Here is a 14,898-nt window from a genome sequence, read left to right on the forward strand (position 1 = left end):
TTTACCATAACGGATACCCAAATTATCTGAGCCATACAATATCTTTCACTACTTCTATCAGACCTATTAGACCACAACAATAGAGCAACAAATAGTCTTTTTTTTCCAAGATACTTAATTTCTTAAACACTAGCTATCATTAAAACCCAAATTTATTCTTTAAACGCTATCTGTTATTAAAGCCTAATAATCATATCCCTGTAGAGTTTTTTACCCCTAAAGAATCCGGTTATTTTTATTAACAAAATCAACAGATTTAAAATCTTCATACCCTTTTACTATCTAATGTAATTTGAATCCATTGCCCTGCTATGTGCTATTACTTTCTTCCTTACACGATTAGAATTTCATTTGAAATAACATTTCCTACATCGGCTTAACGCAAAAGTCAGCAATATCAGTCAGGCAATGTCTCTTATATTCAGGCATAGTACTCTCTAATTGGAGGATGCAATGCATAATGATAAAACCGACGCCTACGTCAAACGGTTCAATCAGGTATTTAATTATATTGAGCGCCATTTGGACGAGCCGCTCACATTGGAACAACTGAGTGAAGTAGCGAATTTTTCGCGTTATCACTTTCACAGACAGTTTGCCAATTACTGCGGCATACCTGTAGGACGCTATATCCAGCTAATGAGATTAAAGCGTGCTTCTTACCGTCTGGCATTCAATCCGTTAGAAAAAATCATTGATATCGCGTTGGACGCAGGTTTTCAAAACCCAGAATCGTTCAGCCGGGCCTTTAAACAATCATTTGGTCTAACACCAAGCCAATTCCGAAAACAACCGGCTTGGATAAATTGGTACCAGTCTATTCCTGAACAGAAACATATAAGGACACAAACCATGAATGTAAAAATTGTTAATTTTCCAGAAACTCTCGTTGCTATATTGGCCCATCATGGTCAACCCGAATTAGTCAATGCAACAGCCGCACGTTTTATCGAATGGCGTAAAACCACAGGACTGTCGCCAGTTACCAGCAATCAAACCTACGGTATTGCTCCACACGATCCAGCAACGATAAAAGGAGAAGATTTCCACTTTGATATTTGCGGCACAGTAGAGGCGCCAATCCAAGAGGATAATCTGTTCGGAGTGATTAACGGCACCATACCCGGTGGCCGTTGTGCCGTAGCTCGCCATTATGGTTCACATGATTCTTTATCGGAGAGTGCTCGGTATTTGTATCGCGACTGGCTACCTGCCAGCGGAGAGGAACTGCGCGATTTTCCACTGTACTTTCATTACCTTAACTTCGTACATGAAGTCGCTACACACGAATTACTAACGGATATTTATTTGCCACTTAAATAGAATAGTACTTGTATCACTATACGCATATTTTACGACACATTAATTGGAGGATAGCGCCAGCCATCCTCCAGCTCTTCATCAATAAGAATGTACAACATCATTAATTTTTACTCAGATTGATTTAGATAATTCTTTATTGGACTATTCTCATTTTTTCCTATTGATAATAATTTCATCAAAATCGTTATTACGTGTCAGCCATAGAGAAAGCGCTTTCAACGAATCAGGGGTGAATTCATCGCAACGGGCGGTTATCTCCTCCGGTGTCAACCAACACACATCATCAATTTCCGCTTCCTGTAAAGCAAACGGACCATGACTGATGCAACTAAATAATGCGCCACAAATGCGGCAATCCTCTGCTTCATAATAAAAACTACCATGTTCTGCAAAAGGCACACCGGCAATACCTAACTCCTCTTCTGCTTCGCGCCGGGCAGAATCCAGCATATTTTCACCCGTCAACACAACACCACCCGCAGTCGCGTCCAGTTTTCCCGGATAAAAATCTTTAGTTATTGTACGATGTTGAACCAAAATCTTTCCCATGCCGTTGTGAACGACGATATAAGTCGCACGGTGTCGTAAACGTTGGGCGCGCATTTGCCGACGCGTAGCCTGAGCAATGACTTCATTATTTTCATTAACGATATCGATCCACTCAACACTCGCTACATTCTCTTGTTCCATCTTCAAAAAACCTTTTTTATTAGCAATAAATTGCAAATCTACAAAATGTTCATTCTACTCAAAACAACCAAATCGGTAAGGGCTCTACGAAGTTATTCGTTTCGGACGGCTCATGCAACCTTTTCACTAAACTCGAAATAAAACTGTAAAGAAACTGTAGTCCGATAAGATTTTTACTGGTAATGATAACAGGGTTGATAGCTTCATCTTATCAACCCTGAAAATTATAAAAGATAATCTTAACCATCGTCCGTCCATATTCCTCATTATGACGGCATGATTTTATAGCGTTCTATTGTTTGGGTATAAATATCAATTTACTAATCTCAATATTTAATTTATTCACTTCTATTTCATCATAATTCTTTCTCAATCCGCGTAGCAATATTGGTATAACGTGTTAAAGCCAAAATACCCCGTTTATCTTGCAGAGTATCAACAAGTGCTAGCTCTAATTGATCATCCATATTTAAAAACAGCGTATTACGTTGCCGAATATCAGGCACAACATCATTCCTTTCATCCATTGTTTCTTTAAACAATTGCTTTTGATCATGATAAAAGTAATATTTATCGGAAACAAATAGCTCTGCAATTCGATCACCAATATAATGAACATATCTAAGCATACGGTGATCAGGTACACCCAAGGCATATTTTAAAGTTGGGTTTGCATTACGTGGAAACCATTTTTCCCTATCAGCATCGCTCAGCTGTTTGAAAAATTCTTTTTGAATCTCCAATGCTTGCTTCATATTATCTTCCGTTTGATGATTCAATGACGGAATCAAATACAATTTCGCCATGACAGGCAATACCTCTGTGAGCCGTATACAGTTATTTAAATCCTTCTCTTTTAAAGTTTCAATAATGAGATCAGCTTCATAAAAGTGAACTATTCTTCCATGATGTAAGAAAACTTCGTAACCTTTCGTTAAACCTAATAATTCAATAGTACTAAATAGATAACCCAACGGCCCCCAATAATCATAAAGCCAGTTATCCAAGTCTTTTTCCGGCGGCGTAGAGGTAACCAGATCATTTTCATTCACATGTCGGTAATGCGTAATATCCTCTAATTCTTTCACCGCACTACGGGTTAATGTCCGTGGCATTCCATAACTATACAAGCAAGGATCATATTTTTTCAGTTGGGCGCTATGCAATAACCCTAAAGCTCCCCCTAAACTATGCCCACAAATAAATAAGTTCCGGTTTTTAACTAAATCAATAACTTTATCAAACATATTTTTATCAGAACCGGGAGCTTTTAATTGACCAATAAGATTAAATGCCTCCCAAAAACCCCGATGAACCTTACCATTATTAATAAAACCACTGCATATACCTCCTGGCTCACAACCCAATTTTAATGGTTGATACATAATATCAGTGAGGGCGTCATTAACGCTCGCCGTTCCACGCCAGCTAATAATAATATCCCGTTGATTAGCGACATAAAATAATTCTGTATCTCCTATTCCACTTTCACCCGCTTTTGAATCAATAAATACAACATCAGTGTAACGTTCACGAAATGGCACATCATAAACAATGGGAGTACGCGCTATTTTTTCCACCTTACTGGGCAATTGAGATATATCTAGCATCTGTCGGTTAAAAAAATGAGTAATAGAACCTGCTATATCGACATTATCATCAAAATATGACAGCAATCCCATTAATGCCAAATTATAAGCATTCACCAGGGAATAATCTTTCTGATGATGTAACAATAGTACCCACGCACGAAACGGACACACTTCCAAAACATACCGGCAATTTGTTGAGAGAGCACGAAAACCTTTCGGTATCGAGTCCGGGAAATGATAGCGTGGCGGTTTCTCTTCTATCCATTTATCAATTACAGGCAAGCCATCACTTATCTGTCCAATCGTCACATAACGGTATTGATGACCTTCCGTTTCTGCTTTTGGTTTGACAACTGACGCCCTAATACTGCGTTTTTCCCGTAATGGACGCTGTTCCATTTCATCAGCTAATGGTTGAGCACTGATATATAACGTTACCGCATCAGGTGATAAGTTTTCTTCCCTCAGCAATCCTTGATTATTAGTTACACCTTTGCGTTCATCTCGAAACCTCCCGCTACTTATCAGACGATAAGGCATATTCACTAATGGATTACCTTGTTCATCAACTAATTGAAACTCCACCCAATTTTCTGTAATTTTTTGGCTATCAATAATGCTGCCTAGGCATAATTCGCTCATAATTATTATTTTCCTTTTTTTATTCGAGAATATTAATTCGACGCTTATTATCAAATCGACACACTAATAATAGTGGAAGAGAAAATTCATTCACTCAAGTCTGTAATTGTAATAAAATTCAATAAATGCAAAACGAATATGATTATGAAAAACACAAGGTAAAAAATGGCAACAAAATAACAATTCAGATCATTGATTTATTAAATTTCACAAACACTAAGCCCACAAAAAATAAAAAACCCAAACTTATTAACCTGACACAGAATTATTACCACCACGAAATACAAGAAATAATAGTTTGATTTACATGAGAAAAGCATTATCCTTACTAACTATCATGATTAATCATTAAATTTTATTTTCAATGAATAAAATAATAAAAACACCCCATCTATTCCCAACCAAAATGGCAAAAAAGATCAAATGATAATATACCGATACTTTATTATTCACATAAATATCATGTCAATTATTTATAATCTATTTTCATTTAAATATTATTTAAAGAATAAAAATATATGCAGATTATTGTCCTAATCATATTAGGCGTTTTAACTTTAAATAAGTTAGATAAAATCTAGATATATCAAAATGATAAAAATACCTTACGCTTCCATGTTTTCGCCATAGTCATCATATAAAATAGTCATCAAGCAATATGTTTGGCCTATCTCCTTAGTCTACAAGGACTCGGAAATCATCGCCGAACTCACCAGATTCTTCATAAAAACCAACCGTCACCGTATGTTGACGTCCTACAAAGAACTCATTTATCTGATTAATTCTTACAATATCCTCGTCTGTTTTTGATAGACGATCCTGCGCTTCGACCACATAATTTGAACAATATTTTACTGTTAATTTTTTTGATGAGATTTATTGATGTCCAAATTAGAAAAATTATGCGCAGATTTTGCCGCTCAAACCAACATTATGTTGAATCTTTCCACTGGCGCAGCGCAATTGAACATTGGTGATTATGGCCCCTGGTGGTTAGAAGTGGACTCAACAGGAACGATGCTGACCTTCCATCATACGGTGGCTTCGTTTGTAAATAGCGATGCGGAATTTTGGCTCTCATTAAACAGTAATATAAATATACTGGGAGGAGCATGGCTTGCATTACATCAGCCAACGCAAACTATTCGTCTCTGTTTACTACAAGATATAGAACGAATCGATGCCACTGACTTAGCTAATATTCTGGGAAACCTGCAAAAAATAAGAGCTGAACTTCCTTTTCCAGAAACTAAATCCAGCACTTCCGCTTCGGCCCACGATATTTTTGTTTGATCTGTTTTCTCAGACCAAAAGATTCACAGCAAAAAATAAAATAATGGAGAAAAAATATGCCAGATTTTTCAATACAGAGAGCCAATACCAGGATTGATATTCCTCAAAATGAATTGCATCAACCAGCGGCAACAGATAAAACTTGCCAATGCTGTGAACCGTTGCTGAATAATACCATTGATAATCCACTTACAGCGCCAACCTCTACTATCACACGATGGAATGAAAAATCCGTCGTAACCAACAAACAAATTGAAGCTAATATTTCCCGCTTAGCCAGCGAAAGCACCGCCGCCCATAAAACCGTTGATTCTCTCTTATCCAACCTAGTGAAACTTTTTGTTCGGGCGGAGGGTAATGAGTTAACCGCAATCACTAAAATGCTTAATGCCTATACCGGTGATAAACCCGGTTTTAGTATTGTCGGCCAGCTTGGCGCAGGTGGATTTACTCGAATCATTAGCGAAGCACGGCAGAATGGCGCCAGACCTGATAGAGCAGGTACAGAGCCGCTAACATTGAGGGAAAAAGCCACTGCTTACTATGATCTCACCAACTCAGCTTATTTCCGGGATACTCTGGAGAAAATCTATTCATCACCTGAATTGAAATCAGAATTCAAGGATATAATTGATATTGGTTATCTGGAAAGTAAAAACTTTGCGCCAGCCCGCGGCTCCACTAAGGAAAAGCCCTTACCAGATCAATTGGCACTCTACACTTTCAAAAATGAAAATAAATTTAACGCCTCTGAAAACCCCGAATTATATCAGGTGACTAAACAGGTAAATGGGCAAGAAGTTATCAGTAACCCTGCCCTGGCTGGCAATAGTCTGACAAAAGTCCAGAATGATTTCAGAGCACAAGCTCCTGATAAAGATAGTGTCTGGTCAACTGCCTCTTCACTTGAAGCCAATGATCGTCTGACCAGTCGGGAATTGGCATTTGCCAGTTTAAATCCCCGCAACCGGTTGGACAGAACTGACTATCAATTTGGTCAGTCGGAACCTATCAAAGCACATCAAGAATTAGCTAAGGAAAACATTATCGTACAACGCGGTAACGGTTTTGCTGTTTGGAATGTGAAAGAAGATACAGGATTTTCCAAGGATGCAGCCTTACACAATTTGCCAACGGTCGCCGCACCTTCCGGTACTACAGATCGTTTTATTACTGCGGCCAGATTGTTAGGTGCGGGCCTGAAAAATGATCTTGCTTTAGGTACGCCTACTAACGGCGAATCAGCAGATCAGTCAATTCAGCGTGGGGATCGGGAAATGAAAGAGCTTACTCGATGGCTAGCAACAGGTTATCTGGTTGATGATAATCATCATTCTATGATTGAAGTTAATTTAGGTGCGGCTAACCACGGTTTAGCGCCTCAGTGGGGATTGAATCTCTATATCGAGCCATTCTCTTCTCCTATACATGCCAAAGGATTTAGCATATCCAGCCAGGAAATATTGGCGGAATTAGAAAGCCGTGATGATGTCCACACAGATTACTCTACTTTCAGGAAAGATTTGTACGGCGGAAGTCGGGCAACAGTTAACGCCGATGGCAGTATAAAAACAAGCTCCAGATAAGTACTCTTTATCAATAGATCTTCCTGTCGTACTGTTCAGGAAGATCATTATTCAAGCTCTATTGCGTTAACAAATCAACACCACCACAACATGCAGGGCAGTTAATATAGCTGGGAATGAAAAGAGACATCAAAGAAACCAAGATGACAACCTATCCACGGTAATGATCGTCAGTCTCAGACCAGAGGAAGGGTATTAACATATCTTACACACTGCACAAATTAATGATAATGTGTGATGCAATTACATGTTCCACCGGAGGTTCCATGATCGATCTGTATTATGCTCCAACGCCAAACGGCCATAAAATCACACTTTTCCTGGAAGAAGCTGGCCTTCCCTATAATCTTCACCGAGTTGATATTGGCGCCGGGGATCAATTCAAGCCTGAATTTCTTGCCATTTCGCCCAATAATAAGATTCCCGCTATTGTTGATCAGCAACCAATCGATGGCAGCAAACCTATCGCTATTTTTGAATCTGGCGCCATTCTTACTTATTTGGCAGAAAAAACGGGCAAGTTCCTCAGCACAGATATGCGTGAGCGTATTCAAAGCCTGCAATGGCTGTTTTGGCAAGTCGGCGGCTTTGGTCCCATGCTAGGGCAAAATCATCATTTTAATCATTTCGCGCCGGAGAAAGTCCCTTACGCGATTAATCGTTATCAGGCAGAGACAAAGCGTTTGTATCAAGTCCTGAATACTCAATTGGAAAAAACTCCCTATTTAGGCGGTCAGGAATACAGTATTGCTGATATCTCAACTTATCCGTGGGTTCGTGCCTATGAACGTCAGAATATTAATCTGAACGATTATCCGGCAGTGAAAAAATGGTTTGATACTATTAGTCAACGCCCCGCCACTCAAATTGCTTATAGCAAAGCCTAATATCTGTCTGCGGGGTAATTATTTCCCCGCGAAACTTGATCAGGCTAACAGATAGCGATATCTTTAATCATCAGCCCTTATATCCCGGCTATATGCTATAGTTCTTATATCAACAATTTAGGTTATAGGAGTGGTTATGCGTATTTTAATCACTGGAGGAACAGGCTTGATTGGTAGCCGTTTGGTTTGCCAACTTCTTTCCCTATCCCATGCCATTACCATTCTGAGCCGCTCACCTCAAAAAGTTTATTCTCTATTCAGCAATCAAGCTGAATGCTGGACCAGCCTGAAAGATAAAACCGATCTCAATGATTTTGATGCCGTAATCAATCTTGCTGGCGAACCCATAGCAAATAAACTATGGACTTCAACGCAAAAAGAGAAGCTGTGCCAAAGTCGCTGGACATTAACAGAGCAACTCAGCAAGCTCATTAATGCCAGTCAGACACCACCAGAAGTCTTTATTTCCGGCTCTGCGGTAGGCTATTACGGGGATCAGAATCAAACAGTCGTTACAGAGCATGAGCCACCCCATGATGAATTTACTCATCAGCTATGTAAGCAGTGGGAACAACTTGCATTACAGGCTGCCAGTGATAAAACCCGTGTTTGTCTTTTACGTACTGGTGTTGTACTGGCAAAAAACGGCGGCGCGCTGAAAAAAATGCTTCCCCTGTTCCGTCTCGGGCTTGGTGGCCCTATGGGGAGCGGAAAACAGTATCTGCCCTGGATTCATATTGATGATATGGTGAATGGCATCTATTACCTGTTAATGACGCCTGGTTTGAGTGGCCCTTTTAATATGACCGCCCCCTATCCAGTACATAATGATCAATTTGCCGCGACACTGGGAGAAGTATTACATCGCCCTACCATTATTCGAACACCTGCTTTTGTGCTGAAATTACTGATGGGAGAAGCTGCGGCACTGGTACTAGGCGGGCAACAGGCAATACCGCATAACTTGGAACAAGCAGGTTTTGGCTTCCGCTATTTTCAGCTAAAAGAGGCATTTCAAGACCTGCTGGATACTAAATCTCAACGCTTTTAGCCCCTTGCCAACGGGTAAATAGATCATGAGGCAGCTCGATATCAAACTGATCAAGCACTCGGTTAACCGTCTGGTCAATAATATCCTGAATCTGTTGAGGCTGATGATAAAATGCAGGCACAGGCGGCATAATCACCGCGCCAATTTCCGCCGCTTGAGTCATCAGCCTGAGATGCCCCAAGTGTAACGGCGTTTCTCTCACTCCAAGCACTAACTTACGGCTTTCTTTCAATACAACATCTGCTGCTCTGGTTACTAATCCATCAGTATAACTGTGGACAATACCTGAAAGGGTTTTCATTGAGCATGGCAGAATTACCATGCCCAAAGTTTTGAATGAACCGGAAGAGATGGCAGCAGCAATATCCCTGTTGTCATACACAACATCAGCCAGCGCCTGCACATCCCGTAAACTATAGTCCGTTTCAAGCGCTAGTGTCTGACGAGCGGAATGACTGATGACCAGATGTGTTTCTACCCCTTCAACTGGTTGTAAAACTTGCAGTAGCCTTACGCCATAAATAGCCCCGCTTGCTCCTGTAAGCCCTACTATCAATCTTTTCATTTTTCCCTCAAGACAAACACCAAGCAACTATCTCAATCGAAGGTAATCAACCTTCGTTATAGATATCCAGATTTTCGATTTCATTCTGATTATTCAGTTTCACTTCATCGTCTTTACGCAGATTCTCCAGATAATAGAGATAAGTCTGGTCAACATCTTTGGTAACATAAACACCATTGAATACTGAACTCTCAAACCCGTCAACATCCGGATTTTCTTCACGAACCGCGTCAATCAGATCGGTCAAATCCTGAAATATCAATGCATCTGCGCCAATCAGTTGGCGAATTTCATCAACTTCACGCCCATGAGCAATCAGTTCATTTGCATTAGGCATATCAATGCCATAAACATTTGGAAAACGCACTTCCGGTGCTGCCGAAGCAAGATAAACTTTCTTCGCGCCAGCTTCACGAGCCATATCAACAATCTGTTCTGACGTTGTACCACGCACGATAGAATCATCCACCAGCAGCACATTTTTATCACGGAATTCCGCACGATTAGCATTCAGTTTACGACGGACTGATTTCCGGCGTTCCTGTTGCCCGGGCATGATAAATGTCCGGCCAACATAACGGTTTTTCACAAATCCCTGACGATAGGGTTTACCAAGTATACGGGCAATTTCTAACGCGACATCGCAAGATGTTTCAGGGATTGGAATAACCACATCAATATGCAAATCTTCCCACTCACGGGCAATTTTCGCCCCTAGTTTATGCCCCATCCGTATACGGGCGTTATAAACCGAAATTTTATCAATAAAGGAATCCGGGCGAGCTAAATAGACAAATTCAAATAAACAAGGAGTTAAAGAAGGATTTTCAGCACATTGACGGGTAAATAATTGGCCTTGTTCAGTGATATAAATTGCTTCACCTGAGGCGACATCCCGCAGGAATTCAAAACCTAGCGTATCTAATGCAACGCTTTCAGAAGCGACCATATACTCATTACGGCCATCATCTAAAGTACGCTTACCTAAAACTAACGGGCGAATACCGTGTGGATCACGGAAAGCCACTAGTCCATGACCGATAATCATTGCAATGCAAGCATAGGCGCCACTCACCTGTTTATGCATTGCCGCTACTGCCGCAAAAATATTGTCAGGCTCCAATGGATAATGCTGGAAGCAATCCAGTTCACTAGCAAAAACATTGAGCAAAATCTCAGAATCTGACGTGGTATTCACATGGCGACGGGCATTCTCAAATAGCTTTTTCTTCAACTCATGAGCATTTGTCAAATTACCATTGTGTGTCAGTGTAATACCAAATGGAGAGTTCACATAAAACGGTTGAGCTTCCGATGCACTGGAACTGCCCGCTGTCGGGTAGCGAACATGACCAATCCCAATCGTTCCCTGTAAACGCAGCATATGCCGGGCTTCAAACACATCTCTCACTAAGCCGTTGGCTTTACGTAAACGAAACCCATTGTTACCATCAATAGTGGCAATGCCCGCAGCATCTTGCCCACGGTGCTGAAGCACCGTCAACGCATCATAAATCGACTGGTTAACCGGTGTAAAACCGACGATACCAACAATACCGCACATGTAGTTTTTCCTCATCAGCCAAACGGAGAGGTATATTTCTCCGGCAAGAAACTTGACGCATTTTGCAGGTAGTCAAAGAACCACCTAATGATATGACTGAACTGCGGGATCAATTGTGATTGTTTCCAATCCTCACTTCGAGCTAGTGGTGTAAATGTATCCAGAAAAAACAAGATAGCCGCGACAATCAACACACCACGTAATGCCCCAAAGCAGACCCCCAGTACGCGATCAGTACCTGACAATCCAGTCCGTTGCACAAGAGAACCTATCACATAGTTCACCACAGAACCGACAATCAAAGTAGCAATAAACAGCAACGCAATAGCGATCCCGTTACGCACCAATTCATCTTCAAAACGGGTGAAATAGACCGCTAAGTAAGTATAAAAATGGCTTGCCACAAAGAAAGCACATCCCCAAGTGACCAGTGATAATGCCTCACGAATAAACCCACGAATCAGGCTAACTAATGCCGAGAAGCCAATAATGGCGATAATAGCGTAATCAATCCAAACCATATTTTAATTCCAAAATAGACACCTCGGCATCCGTTTCAAGTGCATTCTAACAGAAAACGAAAACGTTTGCGTAGCAAGATTTCCTATCCCACTGAAAATAGTTGGGCGACGAATTCAAATAATCATCATCACCGCAGTCATTTAATATTTACTGCTTCATGAATATTTACTTCTTCATGACAGTTGTCCTATTCGTCACATAGGCATCACCCACTTTTACTACAATCTGTAACTATTACGGCCTGTAACTCCTTACCTGCCCTTGTAATCCAGTCAAACTTTTCAATTCTGATAATGCCGAGTCAAGTTGTTGTTTAGAAGCATTCGGACCAACATATATTCTCGTTAATTGACCCTGAATCGGAGATGAAGGAACCGTATAAACCTGATAACCAGACAAACGTAGTCTGGCAACGATTTCATCTACCTTTCCGGCATTTTTCAAAGCACCCAGTTGTACGATATAAGCCTGCCCTTGCGGGGCTGTTTCAACAGGTTTAATTTCAGGTTTCGGCTCTGGCTTAATGTCTGGTTTAGGTTTAAGCGCCGACGCTGGCGGCTTAGTATCTGGTTTTGGTTCAGGCTTAATCTGTGGTTGGGGCTTCACTTCTGGCTGAACAGCAGGAGGGACTATCGGCGCGAGCTGAGGAGTGGCAACCAATGGTATTTCCGGCTGCTCCAGTGTTTCTGGCTGCAATGCCTCTGTCTCATCTTCCAGAGGCACTGATAAGATTGGTGGATTAAGAGGAGGTATAGATTCAATTTCTTGCTCATCCCCTGGCTTTGGAACCAGAGGAATTGATGCAAATTTATCTTCGTTATATTTCTTGTTGCCGTCTAACAACGCAGGCAGCACAATGACACCCAATGCTACCAATACAATGGTACCAACCAAACGATTCTGAAATCTACTTGCCACTTCCCTTCTCCCTGTCCAGAGCCTCCATAACATGCGCTACTGTGTGGAATGAACCACAAACGACAACAATATCTTGCTCATTAGCATCAACCATCGCCTGATGCCAGGCACTTTCCACATCAGTAAATAACCGAGGTTGTTCAAGATACTGAGCCAGTGTCTGCGCATCGGCACCACGAAATTCAGTCAACGGAGCGCAATACCATTTATTTATTTGCTGTGACAGGCAAGTCAGTGTACCGGCAATATCTTTATCACCTAACATACCCACGACACCAAGGACTCGACTACCCGCTTGACGGGGCAATTGAGCCAGTCTCTGTACCAAATAAGCCGCCGCATGGGGATTATGCGCCACATCCAAGATCAATAATGGATTTTCACGAACTATCTGGAAACGCCCAGGCAACTGCGCATTTTGCAACCCTTGATGGATAGCGCTCTCATTAATAGCCCGACTGACTTTATCATCTTGCCCTAACAGGCAACAAATAACCCCCATTGCCGTTGCAGCATTCATCAGAGGAACATTTGGCAAAGGTAGATTGCTAAATAGCCTATCATCAGATTGCCAGCACCAGTTTTTATCCTGTTGAGAGAAACGCCAATCAATGCCACAGCGGAACAACTTGGCTCCTAATTCATCCGCAACTTCCGCAACAGAAGATGGCATATCTGGCTCACCCACTACGGCAAAATGATCTTTACGGAAAATCCCCGCTTTCTCACGACCAATATGCTCTCGGTCTGACCCCAACCAATCAATATGATCAATTGCAATACTGGTAATAGCGGCAATATCGGCGTCCACAATATTTGTCGCATCTAGTCGCCCACCTAAGCCTACTTCTAAGATGACCACATCCAGACAAGCTTGTTTAAACAGTTGCAAAGCTGCCAATGTGCCATATTCAAAATAAGTTAGTGAAATATCGCCACGACGAGATTCAATATCCGCAAATACACGGCAGAATTCCTGTTCAGGTAACTCTTTCCCCTGAATACGAACTCTTTCAGTATAACGTACAAGATGAGGAGAGCTGTAAACACCTACTCTCAGCCCGGCCGCCAACAGAATAGATTCTATCGTGCAACAAGTGGTGCCTTTACCATTGGTGCCAGAGACGGTTATCACTTTAGGCGCGGGATTAACCAACCCCAAAGTTCGGGCAAGTTTCCCCACACGCTCAAGCCCCATATCAATGGCCTTGGTATGCAGGTTTCCAAGATAGGAAAGCCACGTCATCAATGGCGACGTGGCTTGAGGAATTTGTAAAGTATCAGACATCTTCTTTATTGGTATTTATTTGAATATCCGCCTCAACATCAGCGGGTTCCGCCACAAATTCAGCAACAATTGGCTTAGTGCCTGGTTGCGACTGATGAGTCAGTTTAGAAAGTAAACTGGCAAGTGTATCACGCATTTCAGGACGACGAACAATCATGTCAATCGCCCCCTTTTCCAGCAAAAACTCACTACGCTGGAAACCAGACGGTAATTTTTCACGAACCGTCTGCTCAATAACTCGTGGCCCGGCAAAACCAATCAATGCCTTTGGTTCAGCAATATTGATATCGCCCAACATCGCCAAACTTGCTGAAACACCGCCCATTGTCGGATCGGTCATAATAGAGATATAAGGTAAACCGCGCTCTTGCATTTTTGCTAAAGCAGCACTGGTTTTCGCCATCTGCATCAGTGACATCAATGCCTCTTGCATACGAGCGCCGCCACTGGCAGAAAAACAGATCAGAGGACAATTGTCTGCCAATGCTTGTTCTACGGCACGAACAAAACGGGAGCCGACAACCGAAGCCATAGAACCGCCCATGAATGCAAATTCAAAAGCGGCAGCAACAACTGGCATACCACTCAGGGTACCTTTCATCACGACCAGCGCATCTTTCTCTTGGGTTTGCTTCTGCGCCGCTGATATACGATCTTTATACTTTTTAGAATCGCGGAATTTAAGAATATCTTTTGGCTCTAATTCCTCCCCTAATTCCGTCGTTGTTCCTTCATCAAGGAACGTAGCCAATCGGGTACGCGCCGAAATACGCATGTGATGATCACATTTAGGACAAACCTCAAGATTGCGCTCTAGCTCAGCACGGTAGAGCACCTGACTGCAACTATCACATTTCGTCCAAACTCCTTCTGGGATATTCGCTTTACGAGTTTGGGTAATGTTGCTTTTATTAAGAATTTTTTCAATCCAGCTCATTGAATGATCTTTCCGTCTGAATCTGGCTTATGCCAGTTTT

The 14,898-nt window shown here is 41.7% G+C and carries 13 protein-coding genes; 5 read left to right on the plus strand and 8 right to left on the minus strand.

Going from position 1 to position 14,898, the window contains the following annotated elements; genetic code table 11:
• Positions 1-453: 453 nt before the first annotated feature.
• Positions 454-1,323: an AraC family transcriptional regulator gene (locus OO184_RS07005; protein WP_265378557.1), complete on the plus strand. Its 870-nt coding sequence runs from the start codon at positions 454-456 to the stop codon at positions 1,321-1,323.
• 147 nt (positions 1,324-1,470) lie between these two features.
• Here the strand turns inward: OO184_RS07005 and yfcD are convergent, their stop codons facing one another.
• Positions 1,471-2,013: an NUDIX hydrolase YfcD gene (gene yfcD, locus OO184_RS07010; RefSeq protein WP_265378558.1), complete on the minus strand. Its 543-nt coding sequence runs from the start codon at positions 2,011-2,013 to the stop codon at positions 1,471-1,473.
• Between the two features lie 356 nt (positions 2,014-2,369).
• Complete coding sequence (locus tag OO184_RS07015) at positions 2,370-4,247, minus strand: Tle2 family T6SS lipase effector (RefSeq protein ID WP_265378559.1); 1,878 nt, start codon at positions 4,245-4,247, stop codon at positions 2,370-2,372.
• Between the two features lie 882 nt (positions 4,248-5,129).
• On the opposite strand from OO184_RS07015, the gene OO184_RS07020 reads away from it, so the two are divergent.
• From OO184_RS07020 to OO184_RS07035, 4 genes are all read left to right on the plus strand, one after another.
• Positions 5,130-5,540 carry a type III secretion system chaperone gene (locus tag OO184_RS07020; protein WP_265378560.1) on the plus strand — a complete coding sequence of 137 codons (411 nt, stop codon included), beginning with the start codon at positions 5,130-5,132 and terminating at the stop codon, positions 5,538-5,540.
• 56 nt (positions 5,541-5,596) lie between these two features.
• Positions 5,597-7,126: a hypothetical protein gene (locus tag OO184_RS07025; RefSeq protein WP_265378561.1), complete on the plus strand. Its 1,530-nt coding sequence runs from the start codon at positions 5,597-5,599 to the stop codon at positions 7,124-7,126.
• 266 nt (positions 7,127-7,392) lie between these two features.
• Positions 7,393-8,013, plus strand: coding sequence for a GSH-dependent disulfide bond oxidoreductase (yfcG, locus tag OO184_RS07030; protein ID WP_265378562.1), 621 nt, complete (start codon positions 7,393-7,395; stop codon positions 8,011-8,013).
• 136 nt (positions 8,014-8,149) lie between these two features.
• Positions 8,150-9,064, plus strand: coding sequence for a TIGR01777 family oxidoreductase (locus OO184_RS07035; RefSeq protein ID WP_265378563.1), 915 nt, complete (start codon positions 8,150-8,152; stop codon positions 9,062-9,064).
• Here the strand turns inward: OO184_RS07035 and OO184_RS07040 are convergent.
• The 6 genes from OO184_RS07040 to accD all read right to left on the minus strand — a co-directional run bounded on the left by OO184_RS07040 (position 9,045) and on the right by accD (position 14,858).
• Positions 9,045-9,629: a UbiX family flavin prenyltransferase gene (locus OO184_RS07040; protein WP_265378564.1), complete on the minus strand. Its 585-nt coding sequence runs from the start codon at positions 9,627-9,629 to the stop codon at positions 9,045-9,047. The genes OO184_RS07035 and OO184_RS07040 overlap by 20 nt on opposite strands.
• Positions 9,630-9,675: 46 nt before the next feature.
• On the minus strand, positions 9,676-11,193 hold the full coding sequence (gene purF, locus OO184_RS07045) for an amidophosphoribosyltransferase (RefSeq protein WP_139656319.1): 1,518 nt from the start codon (positions 11,191-11,193) through the stop codon (positions 9,676-9,678).
• A gap of 14 nt (positions 11,194-11,207) precedes the next feature.
• A complete protein-coding gene (gene cvpA / locus OO184_RS07050) occupies positions 11,208-11,714 on the minus strand; it encodes a colicin V production protein (protein ID WP_265378565.1) in 507 nt (168 codons plus the stop codon).
• Between the two features lie 235 nt (positions 11,715-11,949).
• Complete coding sequence (gene dedD / locus OO184_RS07055) at positions 11,950-12,633, minus strand: cell division protein DedD (RefSeq protein WP_265378566.1); 684 nt, start codon at positions 12,631-12,633, stop codon at positions 11,950-11,952.
• A complete protein-coding gene (folC, locus tag OO184_RS07060; RefSeq protein ID WP_265378567.1) occupies positions 12,623-13,921 on the minus strand; it encodes a bifunctional tetrahydrofolate synthase/dihydrofolate synthase in 1,299 nt (432 codons plus the stop codon). The genes dedD and folC overlap by 11 nt, the downstream gene beginning before the upstream one ends.
• On the minus strand, positions 13,914-14,858 hold the full coding sequence (accD, locus tag OO184_RS07065; protein ID WP_265378568.1) for an acetyl-CoA carboxylase, carboxyltransferase subunit beta: 945 nt from the start codon (positions 14,856-14,858) through the stop codon (positions 13,914-13,916). Before accD ends, folC begins: the two co-directional genes overlap by 8 nt.
• Between the last annotated feature and the right edge of the window lie 40 nt (positions 14,859-14,898).

This window comes from Photorhabdus aballayi (genome assembly GCF_026153155.1).
Taxonomy (GTDB): Bacteria; Pseudomonadota; Gammaproteobacteria; order Enterobacterales; family Enterobacteriaceae; genus Photorhabdus; species Photorhabdus luminescens.